15 protein-coding genes are annotated in these 18,696 nt (G+C 61.5%); 5 read left to right on the top strand and 10 right to left on the bottom strand.

What is annotated here, in order from left to right; all coding sequences use genetic code 11:
- Nucleotides 1–9: 9 nt before the first annotated feature.
- The 5 genes from amaB to AC1DNW_RS07425 all read left to right on the top strand — a co-directional run bounded on the left by amaB (nucleotide 10) and on the right by AC1DNW_RS07425 (nucleotide 5,648).
- Nucleotides 10–1,548, top strand: coding sequence for an L-piperidine-6-carboxylate dehydrogenase (amaB, locus tag AC1DNW_RS07445; protein WP_113308671.1), 1,539 nt, complete (start codon nucleotides 10–12; stop codon nucleotides 1,546–1,548).
- A gap of 11 nt (nucleotides 1,549–1,559) precedes the next feature.
- Nucleotides 1,560–1,736 carry a hypothetical protein gene (locus AC1DNW_RS07440; RefSeq protein WP_162747193.1) on the top strand — a complete coding sequence of 59 codons (177 nt, stop codon included), beginning with the start codon at nucleotides 1,560–1,562 and terminating at the stop codon, nucleotides 1,734–1,736.
- Between the two features lie 19 nt (nucleotides 1,737–1,755).
- A complete protein-coding gene (locus AC1DNW_RS07435) occupies nucleotides 1,756–2,781 on the top strand; it encodes an iron ABC transporter substrate-binding protein (protein ID WP_113308672.1) in 1,026 nt (341 codons plus the stop codon).
- Between the two features lie 165 nt (nucleotides 2,782–2,946).
- The gene (locus tag AC1DNW_RS07430; protein WP_113308673.1) at nucleotides 2,947–4,614 is read left to right on the top strand and encodes an ABC transporter permease; all 1,668 of its coding nucleotides are present in this window, start codon (nucleotides 2,947–2,949) and stop codon (nucleotides 4,612–4,614) included.
- The gene (locus tag AC1DNW_RS07425; RefSeq protein ID WP_113299572.1) at nucleotides 4,611–5,648 is read left to right on the top strand and encodes an ABC transporter ATP-binding protein; all 1,038 of its coding nucleotides are present in this window, start codon (nucleotides 4,611–4,613) and stop codon (nucleotides 5,646–5,648) included. The genes AC1DNW_RS07430 and AC1DNW_RS07425 overlap by 4 nt, the downstream gene beginning before the upstream one ends.
- A gap of 2 nt (nucleotides 5,649–5,650) precedes the next feature.
- Here AC1DNW_RS07425 and AC1DNW_RS07420 read toward each other — a convergent pair whose 3' ends face one another.
- The 10 genes from AC1DNW_RS07420 to AC1DNW_RS07375 form a co-directional block, all read right to left on the bottom strand.
- Complete coding sequence (locus AC1DNW_RS07420; RefSeq protein ID WP_113308674.1) at nucleotides 5,651–6,982, bottom strand: glucoamylase family protein; 1,332 nt, start codon at nucleotides 6,980–6,982, stop codon at nucleotides 5,651–5,653.
- 255 nt (nucleotides 6,983–7,237) lie between these two features.
- On the bottom strand, nucleotides 7,238–9,076 hold the full coding sequence (locus AC1DNW_RS07415; RefSeq protein ID WP_113308675.1) for an ABC transporter ATP-binding protein: 1,839 nt from the start codon (nucleotides 9,074–9,076) through the stop codon (nucleotides 7,238–7,240).
- Between the two features lie 38 nt (nucleotides 9,077–9,114).
- Nucleotides 9,115–9,870: a DUF1028 domain-containing protein gene (locus tag AC1DNW_RS07410; RefSeq protein ID WP_113308676.1), complete on the bottom strand. Its 756-nt coding sequence runs from the start codon at nucleotides 9,868–9,870 to the stop codon at nucleotides 9,115–9,117.
- A 1-nt stretch (nucleotide 9,871) separates the two neighbouring features.
- Complete coding sequence (locus AC1DNW_RS07405) at nucleotides 9,872–11,656, bottom strand: gamma-glutamyltransferase family protein (RefSeq protein ID WP_113308677.1); 1,785 nt, start codon at nucleotides 11,654–11,656, stop codon at nucleotides 9,872–9,874.
- Nucleotides 11,657–11,677: 21 nt separating this feature from the next.
- Nucleotides 11,678–12,562, bottom strand: coding sequence for an ABC transporter permease (locus tag AC1DNW_RS07400; RefSeq protein ID WP_113308678.1), 885 nt, complete (start codon nucleotides 12,560–12,562; stop codon nucleotides 11,678–11,680).
- Nucleotides 12,559–13,506 carry an ABC transporter permease gene (locus AC1DNW_RS07395; RefSeq protein WP_113299578.1) on the bottom strand — a complete coding sequence of 316 codons (948 nt, stop codon included), beginning with the start codon at nucleotides 13,504–13,506 and terminating at the stop codon, nucleotides 12,559–12,561. Before AC1DNW_RS07395 ends, AC1DNW_RS07400 begins: the two co-directional genes overlap by 4 nt.
- Before the next feature lie 63 nt (nucleotides 13,507–13,569).
- Nucleotides 13,570–15,078 carry an ABC transporter substrate-binding protein gene (locus AC1DNW_RS07390; RefSeq protein ID WP_113308679.1) on the bottom strand — a complete coding sequence of 503 codons (1,509 nt, stop codon included), beginning with the start codon at nucleotides 15,076–15,078 and terminating at the stop codon, nucleotides 13,570–13,572.
- An 81-nt stretch (nucleotides 15,079–15,159) separates the two neighbouring features.
- The gene (locus AC1DNW_RS07385; protein WP_477852274.1) at nucleotides 15,160–15,882 is read right to left on the bottom strand and encodes a FadR/GntR family transcriptional regulator; all 723 of its coding nucleotides are present in this window, start codon (nucleotides 15,880–15,882) and stop codon (nucleotides 15,160–15,162) included.
- Between the two features lie 202 nt (nucleotides 15,883–16,084).
- Nucleotides 16,085–17,527, bottom strand: coding sequence for a M81 family metallopeptidase (locus tag AC1DNW_RS07380; RefSeq protein ID WP_113507245.1), 1,443 nt, complete (start codon nucleotides 17,525–17,527; stop codon nucleotides 16,085–16,087).
- 8 nt (nucleotides 17,528–17,535) lie between these two features.
- On the bottom strand, nucleotides 17,536–18,669 hold the full coding sequence (locus AC1DNW_RS07375) for an ROK family transcriptional regulator (RefSeq protein WP_113299582.1): 1,134 nt from the start codon (nucleotides 18,667–18,669) through the stop codon (nucleotides 17,536–17,538).
- Nucleotides 18,670–18,696 lie beyond the last annotated feature (27 nt).

Raw genomic sequence — 18,696 nt, 5'->3', positions numbered from 1 at the left:
AACCAAGATATGACCATCGCCGTCCTCGATCTCGCCACCGAAACCGCCAAGCTGCTCGCCGATCTCGGCGTTGATGCCGGGAGCTATACGGGCGGAACGCTCTCCGTCTCCTCGCCGATTACGGGCAAGGAAATCGGCAAACTGAAAGAGCATTCCGTCTCGGACGCCAAGGCGGCGATCGACGCGGCGCATCAGGCCTTCCTCGAATGGCGAGCGGTTCCGGCGCCGAAGCGTGGTGAGTTGATCCGCCTGCTCGGTGAAGAGTTGCGTGCCTCCAAGGTGGCACTCGGCCGGCTGGTCTCGATCGAAGTCGGCAAGATCACCTCCGAAGGCCTCGGCGAAGTGCAAGAAATGATCGATATCTGCGATTTTGCAGTCGGCCTTTCCCGCCAGCTTTACGGCCTGACGATCGCCACCGAGCGTGCCGAACACAGGATGATGGAAAGCTGGCATCCGCTCGGCGCCATCGGCATCATATCGGCCTTCAACTTCCCGGTGGCTGTCTGGTCGTGGAATGCGGCGCTCGCCATCGTCTGCGGCAATTCCACCGTCTGGAAGCCCTCGGAAAAGACACCGCTGACGGGGCTTGCCGTTCAGGCGCTGTTCGAAAAGGCGCTGAAGCGTTTCGTCGCTGAAGGCGGCAAGGCGCCGGCAAATCTCTCGACGCTGCTGATCGGCGGTCGCGAGATCGGCGAAGTGTTGGTCGACCATCCAAAGATCCCACTCGTTTCTGCGACCGGTTCCACGGCCATGGGCCGCGCCGTCGGTCCGCGCCTGTCGCAGCGTTTTGCCCGCGCGATCCTGGAGCTCGGGGGCAACAACGCCGCGATCGTCTGCCCGACGGCCGATCTCGATCTGACGCTGCGCGGTGTCGCCTTTGCGGCGATGGGCACGGCCGGCCAGCGCTGCACGTCGCTGCGCCGTCTCTTCGTGCATGAGAGTGTTTACGACCAGCTCGTGCCGCGATTGAAGAAGGCCTATGGTTCGGTGACGATCGGCAATCCGCTGGAGACCGGCACGCTCGTCGGCCCGCTGATCGACGGGCAGGCTTTTGAGAAAATGCAGGCAGCGCTTGGTCAGGCAAAGGCTGCAGGCGGCTCCATCGTCGGTGGCGACCGCATCGAGAATGGTTCGGCAGAAGCCTTCTACGTTCGCCCGGCGCTCGTCGAAATGTCCACCCAGGCTGGCCCGGTCGAGAACGAGACCTTCGCGCCGATCCTCTATGTCATCAAGTACAGCGATTTCGACGCCGTGCTGGAGCTGCATAACGCCGTGCCGCAGGGCTTGTCTTCCTCGATCTTCACCAACAACATGCGCGAAGCCGAGACTTTCCTCTCCTCGCGCGGTTCGGATTGCGGCATTGCAAATGTCAACATCGGCCCGTCCGGCGCTGAAATCGGCGGCGCCTTCGGCGGCGAGAAGGAAACCGGCGGTGGCCGCGAATCCGGTTCGGATGCCTGGAAGGCCTATATGCGGCGTGCCACGAACACGATCAACTACGGTAAGACCCTGCCGCTGGCGCAGGGCGTGAAGTTCGACGTCGAATAAGGCGAGGCTGGTTGAAATTGCAAAAGGCGGCGTCCTCGGACGTCGCCTTTTTTGACGAGATCTGGATTTATTCCCGCGAAGATGAAAGATTTAGTCAAGATAATGTGATGCCGTTTTCGGCAGCGAAACTTGAAGTAATCAGTCAACAAAAATATACGGCTGCCATCACCCTTGGGGAACTCGGGTGACATCGTCACGGAGGCCATCATGAAAATTGCTCTTACCCGTTTTTCCGGCGCGTTCGCGCTTGCCGCTTCGCTTCTCGCTGCCACTACACTCGCTGGCAGCGCCAATGCGCAGGAGGCCGAAGGTATCGTCGTTTACAATGCGCAGCACGAAAGCCTCGGCCGCGAATGGATCGATGCCTTCACCAAGGAGACTGGCATCAAGGTCACCATGCGCCAGGGCAGCGACATGCAGTTTGCCAACCAGATCATTCAGGAAGGCGATGCTTCGCCTGCAGACGTATTCCTGACCGAAAATTCGCCGGCGATGACGCTGGTCGATGGCGCCGGCCTCTTCGCGCCGGTCGAGAAGGAAACGCTGGATCAGGTTCCGGAACGATATCGCCCGACCGACGGCATGTGGACCGGCATTGCCGCCCGTACCACGGTTTTTGCCTATGACAAGACCAAACTGACCGAAGATAAGTTGCCGAAGTCGATGCTCGACCTCCAGGACCCGGCCTGGAAGGGCCGCTGGGGTGCCGCTCCTGCCGGCGCTGACTTCCAGGCGATCGTTGCCGCCTTCCTGCAGCTGAAGGGCGAAGATGCCACCAAGGCATGGCTGAAGGGCCTCAAAGACAACGCCACTCCCTATAAGGGCAACAGCGTCGCCATGAAGGCCGTCAATGCCGGCGAAGTCGAAGGCGCAATCATCTATCACTATTACTGGTTCGGCGATCAGGCGAAGACCGGCGAAAACAGCAAGAATGTCGGCCTTCACTACTTCAAGAACCAGGACCCAGGCGCCTTCGTCAGCGTGTCCGGCGGCGGTATCCTGAAGTCCACGCAGCACATGAAGGAAGCTCAGGCTTTCCTGAAATACATCACCAGCAAGACCGGCCAGACCGTCCTCAAGGATGGCGATTCCTATGAATACGCCATCGGCAAGGACGCTGCCTCCAACGACAAGCTGGTGCCGCTTGCCGACCTCAATGCGCCTGATGTCGAAGCCTCGACCCTCGACAGCAGGAAGGTCGTGGAGTTGATGACGGCCGCAGGCCTCATCTAAGCCTGTCGCGCAAAAGCGTGCCGCGGTTTTCGTCAACGACAGTCGCGGAACAAGGACTTAAAGCGCGGCAAGCGGATCTGACAGATCGCGACGCGCTTTAAACCTTTCTGCCGCAGGCTTGTTCCGGCTAAAACTATTGCTTTTGGCTCAAGAAAACCTTAGGGCATGACGAAATCCGGCAACCGCTTCTCAAAAGCGGTTGCCTTCCTTTTTCAGCGTGTAAAGGCATCGGCCTTGCTGCAGGACAACAGATTGCTTGCATCCGGCAATAAGGCGCCGGTAGCGCCAAGGGCCGCGCGAACGGTTTTGCCGCGCGGGCGCATGCCGAACGCTTCCGTCGTCCTCCTCGCATCGATCGTCGCGATCTTCAGCCTCGTGCCACTCGGCTTCATCGCCTGGGTGACCTATGATGTCGGCTGGGAAGTCGTGAAGACGCTAGTCTTCCGACCGCGTGTCGGCGAGCTTCTTGTTAATACGATCCTCTTGGAATCGTTTACTATTCCCCTGTCTGTCGCGCTTGCCGTCACGCTTGCCTGGCTGACGGAGCGAACAAATATCCCCTTTGCAAGACTTTGGGCGTGGCTGGCGATCGCACCCCTCGCGGTGCCGGCCTTTGTGCATTCCTACGCCTGGGTCAGCCTTCTTCCAGGCATGCGCGGCCTGCAGAGCGGTGTCTTCGTTTCCGTGCTTGCCTATTATCCGTTCCTGTACCTTCCGGTTGCCGCGGCGCTCCGCAGGCTCGATCCGGCGATCGAGGATGCCGCCGCCTCGCTCGGCCTTGGGCCTTGGCGCGTCTTCTTCCGCACGGTCCTACCGCAGCTTCGCCTTGCCATTTGCGGCGGCTCGCTGCTGATCGCGCTGCACCTGCTTTCGGAATATGGTCTGTTCGTCATGATCCGGTTCGACACGTTCGCTACCGCGATCGTCGACCAGTTCCAGTCTTCCTACAACAGCCCGGCCTCCAATATGCTCGGCGGTGTGCTCGTCGCCTGCTGCCTGTTCCTGCTTGGCCTCGAAGTGCTGCTGCGTGGCAATGAGCGCTATGCCCGTGTCGGTTCCGGTTCCGCGCGTCCGGCCGATCGCCGCCGGCTCGGCTGGTTCGTGTTGCCGGCCGTCGTGTTGCCGGTCGTCCTCGCGGCGCTGACGCTTGGCGTGCCGCTGATCACGCTTGGGCGCTGGCTCTATCTCGGCGGTGTAGAAATCTGGCGCATCGAAGTGGTGAGCGCTTTTGCGCAGACGATCGTGCTTGCCATTGCCGGTGGCGTGCTGACGACGATTGCCGCTGCGCCCATGGCCTGGCTATCGGTGCGCGCGCCGGGACGTCTCCAGCGCATTCTTGAAGCCTGCCACTATTATGTCGGCTCGTTGCCGGGCGTCGTCGTGGCGCTGGCGCTGGTCTCGATCACAGTCCGTATGATCCTGCCGCTCTACCAGACTTTCGCAACGCTGCTCGTCGCCTATGTGCTGCTCTTCCTGCCGCGCGCCATGGTCGGCCTGCGTGCCAGCATCGCTCAGGCGCCGGTCGAGCTCGAGCGGGCGGCAATGGGGCTCGGCCGCACGCCGGGACAGGCGGTCCGGCAGATCACCATGCGGCTTGCCGCGCCAGGTGCGGCGGCCAGCGTGGCGCTTGCCGCGCTCGGCATCACCAACGAGTTGACGGCGACGCTGATGCTGTCGCCGAATGGCGTCGATACGCTGGCGACGAAATTCTGGTCGCTGACCAGCGAGATCGATTATGTCTCGGCAGCACCTTACGCCTTCATGATGGTCGTGTTGTCGCTGCCACTTACTCTCATGCTCTATGCCCAATCGAAACGGACTGCCGGCCAATGACGCTGCTTACCATCGACACTATCAGCAAGCGCTATGGCTCGGTTCAGGCCTTGAAAGATATCTCGCTCGAAGTACAGGCGGGCACACGCACGGCGGTCGTCGGTCCGTCCGGTTCCGGCAAGACGACGTTGCTGCGCATCATCGCGGGCTTTGAACAACCTGATGTCGGAAGGGTGACGCTCAATGGCGAAGTTCTTGCCGATGGACCGGCGAGCGTTCCGGCCCACAAGCGCGGCATCGGCATCGTCTCGCAGGACGGTGCGCTCTTCCCGCACCTGAGCGTCGCAGAGAATATCGGCTTCGGTTTCGAGCGCGGCGCGCCGGACCGCGAGAAACGTATTCGTGACCTCCTCGAAATGGTGGAACTCGAAAACAGCATGCTGGATCGTCGTCCGCACCAGCTTTCTGGCGGCCAGCAGCAGCGTGTGGCGCTTGCCCGTGCGCTCGGTCGCCGGCCGCGCCTCATGCTGCTTGACGAACCGTTTTCGGCGTTGGATACGGGCCTCAGGGAAAATATGCGCAAGGCGGTCGCCCGCGTGCTGCAGGCGGCGGGTATTACGGCCATCCTCGTCACTCACGATCAGGGCGAGGCGCTGTCATTTGCCCATCAGGTGGCCGTGCTGCGCGAAGGGCGGCTGGTGCAGGCCGGATCGCCAGAGACGCTCTATCTCAAGCCGCGTGATCGCGAGACGGCGCTTTTTCTCGGCGATGCCGTCATGCTGCCGGCGATCATCAAGAACGGGTTTGCAGATTGCGCGCTTGGCAGCGTACCGGTCGAGGAAGGCCATCAGGGCAAGGCGGAAATCATGCTGCGGCCGGAACAGATCCGCGTCGTCGTCGACGAGGCCAATGCGAAATATGGCGGGCGTGTCGTGGATGTGGAATTCGGCGGCGCCACCTGCACGGTGGCCGTGTCGCTTGCGGCTGTCGCCTTGCCGCCGATCCTTATCAAGACATCAAGCGTGGCGCTGCCGGCGCGAGGCGATCTCGTTCGCCTCGATATCGCCGGCAAGGCGCATGTCTTCACGCGGTAAGTTCAGCCAGCCTTCAGAACCAATTCTTCCGGTTCTTCGCCTGCCAGCCAGCCGCCAGTGAAGCCGGCGCGCTCCAGACCGAGGCGAATGACCGGCGACTTGCGCATCAGCTTCCAGATGAAGTCAGAACGTTCGTTCTCGACCGTCATAACGACGAGGCCCTGGTCTATGGCGACGGTGCGGTCGTCGACCCAGCCTTCCGGCCGCTTTGTCTGGACCGTCGGGTTGAAGCCGCCGGGGAAGCCGCCTTCAAGGAGCAGGTTCGGATAGGTGGTCAGCAGTGCCTTGGTGCCGTCGATGGCGGCCTGCCGGTCGTAAGGCAGGCAGCCAAGCGCTGCCCAGGGCGCAATCGTGCCGTCATCGGGACCGAGTGGAGCGCCACGGGCAGCATAACCCAGCACCTTCGGGCTGCGGCCACCGCGCATGCGGCGCGTTGGCGGCGGGCCATCGCAAGCGGTAAAGCCCCAGATATCCTTGCTGTAGCCAACGAACTGGCCGGGATTGCGTTCCGCATAATCGCGCTGGACGTTGATGACGACCTGTGTGTTGCGGAAATAATCCCAGTTCCGCTCGGCCATCGGCTTGTCCTGGATGCCGCGGAAATCGATCCAGGCATGGGAGAAGAGATGGATGAAGAGCGGACCGGCGTAGAGGTAGGGCTGCTCATTGAAGATCATCCACGAATAGCTTGCCGTGAAGGCGTCATAGCTCGATTGTGGAATCGGATAGGTCGGTGACGCGAGCGCCAGCGTGTAGAGGATGATCGCTTCATCGAAGCCATGGTAGCGCCAGCGCAGGAAACCGGAAGAGGGCTTCCAGCCCATCGAGATACAATCGCCCTTGTTCAGCGCCCAGCGCCAGTCGACGCGCTCGTAAATGAATTTTGCGAGCGCGCGTATCTCGGTCTCGGTTTCACCCTCGCCGTCGAAATATTGTGCTGCGGTCAAAATACCGGCGATGAGCAGAGCGGTATCGATGGTCGACAGCTCGCTATTCCACGCGCGGTTGCCGGTATCCACGTGGAGAAAATGGTAGAAGAAGCCGCGATAGCCAGTCGCGTGGCGTTCCGTGCCCTGTTTGGCGTTGGCGAAGAAGTGCAACGTGTTGAATACGCGCTCTGCGGCTTCCTCGCGGCTGACCCAGCCGCGCTCGACGCCAACCGGATAGGAAGAAAGCCCGAAGCCGACTGCGGCGATGCTGGCCGGGACGCCAGGGATCGACGTGTCCGGCACAAGGCCGTTTTCAGGATTGGAATATTTCAGGAAATACTTGAACGCTGAATGCTGCAGCCTGTCGACTAGCGCGGCATCAATGTCATCAATCCGTTGCAGCATGTGCTCCTGCCCGACTGTTCTATCGCCCCATGGTTCAACATGGTGGCTGCCCCCAAGCAAATCAAACCTTTTTGATTCGCAAGGATAAGAGAACACAAACGCCAGCGATTGGCGTTAATAATTCCCAGTGAAATAATATCTGGAATAAATGATATAAGCGATGCAGCAAAAGGGATTAAACCGCACCCTCGGATGCGGCCTGTTTCCTGCAATAGCTGTCTTTCTCAAACAGCCGCCTAAGCCTCCCGGACTAACTCAGGCGGCTTCGTCCATCCGTACCATATGGCCTGCCGCGACCTCGCGGTACTGACGCTTCGGAGGCACGTAACCCACGGGGCGGACGGGGCTTTTCAGTTCGTCGGTGCCGAGGTTGCGGCGGATGCCGCGGCGAGCTGGATCGGGCACGGGAACAGCCGCCATCAGCTTCTTGGTGTAGGAGTGTTGCGGGTTGCGGAAGAGTTCTTCGCGCGGGCCGATTTCGACAATCTCGCCGAGATACATGACCGCAACGCGGTGGCTGACGCGTTCGACGACCGCCATGTCGTGGGAGATGAAAAGGAAGGCGAGGTTGAGGCTCTGCTGCAGATCCATCAGCAGATTGCAGACCTGCGCCTTGATCGAAACGTCGAGGGCCGACACGCTTTCATCCGCTACGATGACCTTCGGATCGAGCGCAAGGGCGCGGGCGATGCAGATGCGCTGGCGCTGGCCGCCGGAGAATTCGTGCGGGTAGCGCTTCATCATATCCGGCTTCAGCCCGACGCGTTCGAGCAGGTCGGCGGCCTTGTCGCGCGCCTGGGCGCGGGTGCCGAGGCCGTGTTCGACAATGGGTTCGGCGACGGCGGCCCCTATCGTCATGCGTGGATTGAGGCTCGCGAAAGGGTCCTGGAAGATCATCTGGATGCTGCGGCGCATCTGACGCAGGCTGATCGCGTCGAGGTTCAGCACGTCATAACCGTCAAGGCTGACGGAACCGGCATTCGGCTGCACCAGGCGGGTGATCGAACGTCCGGTCGTGGATTTGCCGCAGCCGGATTCGCCGACGAGCGACAGCGTCTCGCCCTGGAAGAGCTCGAAGGAGACATCCTCGACGGCGTGGATGGCGCCAGTCTTGCGGCCAAGCAGACCGCCGCGAATATCGAAGCGGGTGACGAGGTTCTTCACTTCGAGGATCGGGGTTTTGCGGCGGTCGATGGTTTCGGCCACCTCCACCGGTTCGCGACGTTCGCCAGTCGCCGCATCGATAACCGGGAAACGCAGAGGCCATTTGCGGCCATCCATCGAGCCGAGGCGCGGCACAGCCGAGAGCAAGGCGCGCGTATAGGGATGTTTGCCGCGATGGAAAATGTCGTCCGTCGTGCCGGTTTCGACCGCCTCGCCGCGATACATGACGATGGTGCGGTCGGCGATCTCGGCGACCACGCCCATGTCATGGGTGATGAAGAGAACAGACATGCCCTCCTCTTCCTGCAGCACCTTGATGAGATCGAGAATCTGGCCCTGTATGGTGACGTCGAGCGCGGTTGTCGGCTCGTCGGCGATCAACAGCTTCGGCCTTGATGCGAGCGCCATGGCGATCATCACACGCTGGCGCATGCCGCCGGAAAACTGGTGCGGATATTCGTCAAAGCGGGATGCGGCGTTCGGAATGCGCACCTTCTCCAAGAGGCGGATGGTTTCCGCGCGTGCGTCGGCCTTGCTGATATCGCCGTGGCAGGTGAGCGCCTCGGAGATCTGCCTGCCGATGGTGAAGATCGGGTTCAGGCTGGTCATCGGCTCCTGAAAGATCATCGCGGCATCCTTGCCGCGCACCGCGCGCATTTCCTTTTCGGAGAGCGAAAGAATGTCGCGGCCGTTCAACGTGATGCTGCCTTCGACACGGCTCGAGCCCTTGGCGAGCAGACGCATGATGGAAAGCGAAGTGACGCTCTTGCCGGAACCGCTCTCGCCGACGATGGCGACCGTCTCCCCCGGCATGACATCGAAGGAGACGTTGCGGACGACGGATTTCCATTCGCCGTCAGCGAGAAAGGAGGTCGTCAGGTTCTTCACGGAAAGAACCGGAGAGACGGATGCTGCGGACTGATCACTCATATCGTTCCCTTACTCTTATATGCCTGGTGGTCGGGCTCTCAGGTCTTCGGAGGCGTAGCGAAGGAGGCCGAGGGCCGCCCTTCCGCAATGCGCGCCGCTTCCAGCGTCGCGATCTTTTCATCGATCTCGCGCCTGTCAATCATTCCGTCAGGATTGGCCTTTGTCGCCATCGTCTCGGCGACATGCATGTAACGCTCCTGCGCCACCGCGTAGAGCCTGTGCAGTTCGGCGAGCGGATCCGGATGATCATCGGCGCGGATGCTGAGCCAGGGATAATCCTGATCGCGGTAGACGAGGAGGGCGGCAGACTGCTTGCCACGCTTGTCACCGCCGGCATCCTCGCCGGCCTGCATGGCTTCGAGCAGGCGCTCGATGAAGGGCTTGTCCGTCGCCTTCCTGTAGATCGCAAGCGTCTCGGCAACGACCTCGGGACCGGCCAGCATATTGCCGGCAACGGAGACATTGTCGTCGATCAGATGGCCGGCCCAATCGATGCATTCGGTGCCGGTGAAGGCGGCGTTGCGGCCGTGAGCATCGATCAGGTGAAGCTGGCGCTGGTCGCGGCCAGCATCACGACCGGTCAGCTCGGCGATGATCTCATCCGGTGCTTTGCCCTCGGCAAGCAGGGCAAGTCCGTCGGTGCCATAGAGCGGGCTGACGAAAGCCTGCGTGGCGACCGCGCCGATGCCGCCGCGGATATGCGGCACCAGCCCGCCGACCGCAAAGAAGCGGGTGGCGACGGCGATGCCGAGATAGCCGGTCTTGGGATCACGGGCGACGATGGACCAGGTCATGCTATCTCCCCACAGCATAGGCCTGCATGAGGCGTGGTGTGGCGGCTGCGCGCAGCAGTCCGTCGGCATCGCGGCGCGCGGCCGTCAGGCGGCCGATGGTCCAGGGCTCGGAGACCGTAAGGTCATGGCCACGGGCGCGCAGGCTGTCGAGCACGGCGGCGTTGAAATTGCCTTCCACCATCAGGCCACCCGGCTCACGCGTGCGCGGATAGAAGGAGCCGGGGAAATGCGAGGTGTGGAAGAGCGGCTGGTCGATCGCCGCCTGCAGGTTCATCTTGTGATGAACATAGCGCAGGAAGAAAGAAAGCTGCCATTGTTCCTGCTGGTCGCCGCCGGGCGTCCCGAAGGCGAGCGTCGGGCGGCCTTCGTAAAGGGCGAGCGAAGGCGTCAGCGTGGTGCGCGGGCGCTTGCCGGGGGCGAGCGAGGTCGGCAGACCTGGCTTCAGCCAGAACATCTGGGCGCGCGAATTCAGGCAGAAGCCAAGACCCGGAATGATCGGCGAAGACTGCAGCCAGCCGCCCGACGGCGTGACCGAGACCATGTTACCTTCGCGGTCGATGACGTCGATATGCACGGTATCGCCGCGTTTTTCCGTCAGATGCGCCATGGTCGGTTCGTAGACGGCGCCGGTCTTGGAATCTGCGCCGAGCATCTCCATGGTTACATCGTATTGCTGCTCGAAACCGGGCAGCTTTCCGGGACGCAGGTCGAAGGAGGCTTCGCCCGTTATGAGTTTGCGACGAGCGGTGGCGTAGGTATCCGACAGGAGATGGTCGAGTGGTACATCGGCGAAGTCGGGATCACCGTAATAGATTTCGCGATCGGCGAAGGCGAGCTTCATGGCTTCGGTGACGGTATGGACGAAATCGGCTCCATCCGGCTCCATCGAGGCGATGTCCATGCCCTTGAGGATCGACAGAGTCTGCAGGAAGACAGGACCCTGACCCCAGGGGCCGATCTTGGCGACAGTCCAGCCGTGATAGTCGTAGGTCTTCGGCTCTTCGATTGTTGCCGACCAGTTGGCCATGTCATCCGCGGTCAGCACCGCCTTGTGACGGCTGCCGGTCGCATCCATCACTTCGGCGGTCTTCAGATAGTTTGCGATCTTCTCGGCGACGAAGCCGCGATAGAAGGCGTCGCGGGCGGCGTCGATCTGTGCTTCGCGACCCTGCTTTGCTTCCGCCTCGGAAACAATGCGCTTCCAGGTCTCGGCCAGAACCGGGTTCTTGAAGTTGGAATTCGGTTCGGGAACGGAGCCGCCCGGAACCCAGGTCTGGTAGGACGTCGGCCATTCTTTTTCGAAGAACTCGGCGAGCCCGTTGATGGTGGCGGAAACGCGCGGCAGCAGCGGATGGCCGTTCTCGGCGTAGTAGATCGCAGGCTCCAGCACGTCGCGCACGCTTAGCCTGCCGTAGTCGCGCAGCATCAGCATCCAGCCATCGAAGGAGCCGGGAATGACGGTTGCGAGCAGACCGTCGCCGGGGATCAGTTTCATGCCTTCGGACGTGTAATGCTCGATGGTGGCGCCCGCCGGGGCGGGGCCCTGGGCGCAGATGACTTCGACCTTGTCCTTCTTCTTCGAATAGATGATCGCCGGCATGTCGCCGCCGGGGCCGACGAGATGCGGCTCAAGAATCTGCAAGGTAAAGCCGGTCGCAACTGCGGCATCGAACGCATTGCCGCCCTTTTCCAGGATGCTCATGCCGACGGCAGAGGCGATCCAATGCGTTGAGGTGACGACGCCGAATGTGCCCAGAATTTCGGGGCGGGTCGTGAATGCGGTCATTTCATATATCCTTTCGAAGAGTCATGCTTCGCGCGGATCGAGCGCATCGCGCAGGCCGTCGCCCAAGAGATTGAAACCGATAACGACGAGGAAGATGGCGATACCCGGCCACATCGCCATCCATGGTGCCTGGCTGAGGAAGTTCTTGGCAACGTTCAGCATCGAGCCCCAGCTCGGTGCCGGCGGCTGCTGGCCGAGGCCGAGGAAGGAGAGGCTGGCTTCGGCGATGATCGCGGTCGCAATCGTCAGTGTCGCCTGCACGAGGATCGGCGCGAGCACATTGGGCAGGATGTAGCGGGTGATGATGCTGAAGTGACGGAGCCCGACGGAGCGCGCACCTTCGATATATTCCTCGGTCTTCACAGCCAGCACCTGGCCGCGGGTCAGCCGCACGAAGATCGGCATGGCCGAAAGCCCGATCGCGATCATCGCATTGGTGAGGCTTGGGCCGAGGAAGGCGGCGAGGGCAATGGCGGTAATGAGGAAGGGCATCGCCAGGAAGGCTTCAGTGATGCGCGAGATCACCATGTCGATCCAACCGCCGAAATAGCCGGATACAAGGCCGAAGGGCACGCCGATGAGGACGGCGATCGCCACGGAAAAGACACCCGCCATCAAAGAGGCCTGAGCGCCCCAGATCATGCGAGAGAGGATATCGCGACCGAGGTCGTCTGTGCCGAACCAATGGGCGGCGGATGGCGCCTTGCGGATCGCCGACCAGCTCGTTGCGATCGGATCGGGAATCGGCAGAAGCGGTGCGATAATCGCAAGGATAGTGAAGAAGGCGATGATGGCGAGGCCGACGAGCGCGCCCTTGTTGGCTTTCAGCTTGCGCCACGCACGGTTCGGCGAACGTTGCTCGCTGGAGGCGACGGGTGCGGCTGCGACTTGATCGATTACGGTCATAACGAGGCCCTCATGCGCGGATTGAGGAGGACGTAAAGCACGTCGGCCACGAGGTTCATCAGGATGAAGCCGATCGCGGTGCATATGACGACGCCCTGGACGACGGCATAATCGCGGTTGAAGACGGCATCGACGATGAGTTTCCCGAAGCCGGGAATGGTGAAGATCTGCTCCGTGAGAACGGCGCCGGCGAGAAGCTCGCCAAACAGCAAGGCGGTCAGCGTTACGATGGGCAGGACGGCATTACGGAAGCTATGCTCCAGTACCACGGAGCTTTCCGAAAGCCCCTTGGCACGGGCGGTGCGGATATAGTCGGCGCTCAGGACGCTCAGCATGGCCGATCGGGTGTGGCGCATGAGCGTGGCGGCGAGTGCATTGCCGAGCACGAAGGAAGGCATCAACATGGTTTCGAGCGAACGTAGCGGATTCGAGAAGAAGGGTTCGTAGCCCGAGGCTGGGAGCCAGCCGAGATTTACGGAGACCAACAGGATCAGCATGATGCCGAGCCAGAAATTCGGGATCGAAAGGCCTGATAGTGCGATGATGTTGGCGATATAATCGATGGCAGTGTTCTTCTTGACCGCCGCCAGAATGCCCATGGGAACGCCGATCGCGAAGGCGAAGATCATCGACATGATGGCGAGCTGGATTGTGACCGGCAGCTTTTCGGCCACGAGTTCCAGAACCGGCTGGTTGGTGCGCAGGGAAATGCCGAGATCACCCTGAAGCGCAGAGCCCAGCCAGTAGAAGTACTGATAGGGGACTGGGTCGTTGAAGTGATATTTTTCGCGCAGGAATTCCAGCACCTGCGGGTCCCGCTCCTCGCCGGCCATGGCCAGAATCGGATCGCCGGGTAGAAGCTTCTGCAGCGAGAAGACGAAGACCGAAATGATCAGCAATGTTGGAATGGCGACCAGCAGCCGCTTGGCGATGTAACTGTACATGGGCGCTCCCGTAGCGTCGGGAGGACGCGGCAAAAGCTGCCGCGCCCTCAGAGACTTGGCGTATCAGCCTTCTTTTTTCACGCCGATCAGGCGAATCATGCCGTCAGGCGAGGGGATGAAGCCAGAAACATTCTTGTGGAATGCCCAGCTCCAGGACTGGTGACCGATGAAGGTGATCGGCAGGTCCGCGTTGAGGATCACAGCCGCCGCATCATACTTCTGCTTGCGCACGGAATCATCGGTGGATTGACGAGCCTCGCTCAGCAGCTTGTCGACATCGGGATTGCAGTACTTGCTGTCGTTCAGGCCGGCATTGCACGTGACGAACTGCTGAATGTTGCCGTCAGGATCGACGCGGCCAGACCAATCCGAGCGGCTGAGTTGGTAGTTGCCGGCGGTCTGCTCGTTGAGAAGGGTCGCAAATTCGGTCGCCTTCAGCGTTACGTCAAAGCCAGCCTCCGCGACCATCGACTGGATGATCTGCATCATCTGCATCGTGACCGGACCGTTCGCGACCATGATCTCTACGGGAACGCGATCGTAACCGGCTTCCTTCACGAGAGATTTGGCCTTTTCGACATCGCGGGCCGGGACCGGGATATCCTTATCGAACCAGGGGCTGCTCGGCGGGAACGGCTGGTTGCCGGCAACGGCCGTGCCGTCATAAACGATCTGCATGGCGGCTTCGCGGTCGATGGCCAGCGAGAAAGCCTGTCTCAGGCGCTTGTCCTTGCCGAGCGGATTGTCAGCGCGCGCACCGTTACCGACATTGGCGTAAATGCCGAGCCAGCCGGTATTGACGACATCGTTGTAGACGAGGTTCGAATCGGCTTTGATCGTCGCGGCGTCAGTTGCTGCGGGACGCTCGATCATGTCGAGATCGCCTGATTGCAGGTTAGCGAGGCGCACGGTCGTATCCGGGATCGGCAGGTAAGTGACCTTGTCGACGAAGACGTTGTCCTTGTTCCAGTAATCCTGGAACTTCTCGAGCACGATGCGATCCTGCTGGACGCGTTCGACAAATTTGAACGGGCCGGCGCAGACCGGATGGTCGCCGAACTTGGCGCCAAGTTCCTTCGCTGCCTTCGGCGAGACGATCATGCCGGCGCGGTCGGAAAGTTGGGCGAGAAGGGAGACGTCCGGGCTTTTCAGCGTGAACTTGACTTCGTATTCGCCGGTGGCCTCGACCTTGGCGACGGAGGCAAGCTCGCTCTTTCGACGGGATTCCGGCAGGGTGATGTTTCGCTCGATGGTAGCGACGACGGCCTCAGCGTTGAAAGGCGTCTCATCCTGAAATTTTACGCCCTGACGGAGCTTCATGGTGAGCTCCTTGCCATCGGCTGACCAGTTCCACTCGGTCGCAAGCTGCGGCACGATCTTCAAATCCGGCGAAACGTCGACCAGCTTGTCACACATCGCGGTATAAACGATGCGGCCCACGAATGAGCGCGACTGAGCCGGATCGAGCACATCAGCGTCGTCCTGCAGGCCGATCTTCAGGTCGACCGCGAAAGCCGGAAACGCAAACAGCGCTGCCGTTGCGGCGGTCGTTAATAATTTGGCGAATTTCATTCCATTCTCCTCTGTTATGTTGTTGTTTCACGCTGTCGTTGGAAGCCGGCGAGTTATGGCTCCGCAGGTCTTCCTTCGCGTTCAGCTGGCCTTCTCGGCGCCCGTTTCACCGTGATCCAGCGAGGTGATGCGGATGAGGCTCTCCTGCAGGGTCAGCAGATGCTGGCGCATGGCCTCGCCTGCCCTGGCCGGATCGCGCGCGGCAATGGCGTCGACGATGGCCTTGTGCTGGCCATGCGTGACTTCACGTGTGCGGCTTATGCTGCGGGCGCGCTCGCGGATCATCTGCCAGGCGGGGTCCTGGCGTACGCGATTGATGACGTCGAAAATCGTCAGGAAGAACTGGTTGCCCGCGCACTGCGCGATCTGTCGATGCAGCGTACCGTCCCACAACTCGCGACCATCAGCATCGGTGCTCTCGTAGATCTTCTCTACCAGATCGTACATGCGTTCGATCTCCGCCACCTTGGCGCGCATGGCGGCAAGCTGGACGAGCTGCGGCTCGACGCGGAGACGCACCTCCATGATCTCCATGAAATCGGTTTCAGCGACGATGGAATCGACTTGACTGCTCCATTCGTCCGGCCGCTTGCCGGCGAAGGTGCCGGAGCCTTGCCGGCGCCATATGCGGTCTTCGGCTTCCAGCACTTCCAGTGCGCGGCGGATGGAGCGGCGGCTGACGCCGAGCATTTCGGAGAGGGTGCGTTCTGTCGGCAGCTTGCCGTCCGCGTCAAGACTATCCGATTGCAGGAGAGCTCTCAGCTTCTCCAGCGCATAGTTGGAATTGCCCTGCGTTTCGTCCATTGCCGCCCGAACCAATTTGATATTGGTTCAGTGCAAACCAAATTCGACCAATCGTCAAGCGCTTTTTTGTGCAGATAAATATCTGCCTGTTTTTTCGCCGTGCAGCATGGTTTTGCGGCAGATGCGAAGGCCGAATGCACGATTTCAAGCGACCAACGGCTTCATCCGGCGTGCCGAACCAAAACGTAATTGGTACGACGCTTCAGCGCTTGGCGGATCGTGCGGACGGGAAGGTCTGCGGTTCGAAGGCAAAGTCCTTGTCGAAGGGGTAGGTCGGATGCTGCTTGCGCAGGCGCGGCAGGCGCTCGACGAACTGGTCGACAACGCCGGCCGAAAGCGCCATCAGGCTCGGATTGGCGATCGGCGCAAGTTCCGGCGAGAGATAGCCGGACTTGACCACGATGATTTTGGCCGTCCGCGGATCGAGGCCGAGGCGGGTGAAATCGACGATGTTATGGTAGGGGCGGCGTTTGGCCGAAAGCACCAGATCGATGCCGCGAATGGAAACGACGGCTTGGCGGTCGGCAGTATCTGCGGTCTCGTGCAGGAACTTCACAGTAAAGCGTCCCGTCAACGGCTTGCTGCCCTTGGTATCGAGCGAGGCGCCGACCGTCAGCTCCAACGCAGCGCCCATACCGGCAGCATAGCAGGTGTCGGTGGCAGCCTTGTCCGCGATGCCGGCGAAGACCACGCCGGTGGCGCCCTTTGCAATCAGCTCGGCCAATACGTCGGCGCGATCGCCCACGCCGCCGCCAGTCGGATTGTCGCCGGATTCGGCAAGCACGACGGGGCCGGTAGGGCTGGCGATCGCCTTGGCGACGCACTCCTCGATCGAGCCGGTTTCGCAGCCGAAGATGAATTCTGCGCGCACCTCCCAATAGGCTTTTGCCAGACGTTTTGCCTCGCGCTCCAGAACCGCGCGGTCCGTGCCGGTCATGATGGCGGCAGCCGTGGCGCGGGGCTCGTCGGCCCAGACGTAGCCGACCATCAGCGAGGCATCCCAGACGCCGTCAAGCGTATCGATGCCGGGCAGTTCGGCATAGAGGCTCTTTGCCGGTTCATCGACGGTGCTGGTGCGTTCACCCGGCAGGACGACCGGGATCGGGGCCCACAGCAGGGTGGGCTTCACACCGGTCTTCAGGCTCTTCACCAGCATGGAGACCGAGCGGCGCATGGTTTCCTCGACATCGATATGGGGCGCGGTGCGATAGGTGGAGTACATGTCGAGCGCGTCGAGGATGCGCTGGGTGACGTTGCCGTGCAGGTCGTAACTTGCCGAAACCATGCAATCATCGCCGACGAGCGCGCGGGCCGCGCTGATCCAGTCGCCTTCCGCATCCTCCATGCCCTCGACATACATGGCGCCGTGCATGGCGAGATAGAGGCCGTCGAGCGGCAGAAGCGGTTTCAGGCGCTCGAGGAATTCGGCCTTGAAGGCCTCATAGGTGTGACGTGCGACCGGGCCGCCGGCAATCGCGCGGGCATGGATCGTCGGCAGGAATTCGGCATCGTAATCCCGAAGGAACGCAAAGTAGGGAGCGGCCAGCAGTTCCTCTCCGCGCACCACCCGGAAATCCTTCTCTTCGTTCAGGACGGGATTGTACGTGCTGCATTCGATGTGAATGCCACCGACGGCGATGCGCATGGGAAACCTCAGCTTATATTGGGACCAATCAGAAAATTATGGGCGGCGATGCTGGCAGCCCCCCGCGCCCAGACGTCGCTATCGACGCGGCGGGTGCGGATTGGCGTCTGGCCGGCATAACGCGGGAGAACATTGGCTTCGATCGCCTGTTGCACGACCGTGCCGAACAGGCCATCGAAGGAGCCATCGACGTGGGTGACGAGGATCATGCCGGGATCGTTCATCTGGATCAGATGCGAGATCGCCAGGCCGAGTGCTGCGCCGGCCTTGTGGATGATGGCGATCGCCTCGGCCGTGCCGTGCGAGGCTTCCTCTTCCAGTTCCGACAGCGAGGCGCATTTCAGGCCGGCGGTTCGCGCCATTTCCTTGATCGCCTTCATGGAAGCAATGGTATCCAGGCAGCCGCGCTTGCCACAGCGGCAGGGCGCGCCGCCCGGCTCTATCGTCGCATGGGCGATTTCGCCGGCGCCGCCATGATTGCCGCGATAGAGCCTGCCGTCGATGAAATGGGCGCAGCCGATGCCGTCTCCGAGTGAAACGACCGAGAAATTCGGCGTGTCGCGGGCAATGCCGAAGAGCTTCTCGCTGACGGCCACGGCCTTGGCGTCGTTCTCGATGAAGGTGTCGACGCCGCTCGCCTGACGGATGATATCGGCGAGCGGTACGTCCTGCCAGCCGAGCAGGGTGGACTGTACGCAGGTTGCCTGCTTTTCATCGACGAAGCCGGACAGCGCCACGCCGATGCCGGCAAGCTTCGAGCTTGCCTGCGGGTGGCCCTTCAGGATTTCCGGCAGGCAGTAGGCGATGGCATTGGCGATGACCTTGGGGTCGCGGGAATGGGGCAGCTGCTGACGGGCGATGATATTGCCGTTGAGGTCGCTGAGGATCATCGGCGCAGGATCTTCCAAAAGCGAGATGCCGATGAAGAAGGCGCATTCGGGTTTCAGGTCGAGCAGGACGGAGGGACGGCCCTGGCCGTAGACCGTTTCCGTTTCATGCAGCACGCCGCGCTCGATCAGCTCGCGGGCAATGCCGCTCATCGCCGCCTTGCTCAGCCCGATCGCGGCCGCAAGGTCGGTCCGGCTGAGGGGACCGGACTCGCTTATGACCCGCAGAAGCTCGCGCTGCGATGAGTTGAACATTCAATTCCTGACCCTGTTGCTTCTGAT

This window comes from Rhizobium sp. 05L429, from assembly GCF_056397645.1.
Note: the sequence above shows the minus strand (reverse complement) of the source record. Positions and strands in the feature narration are given on the sequence as shown.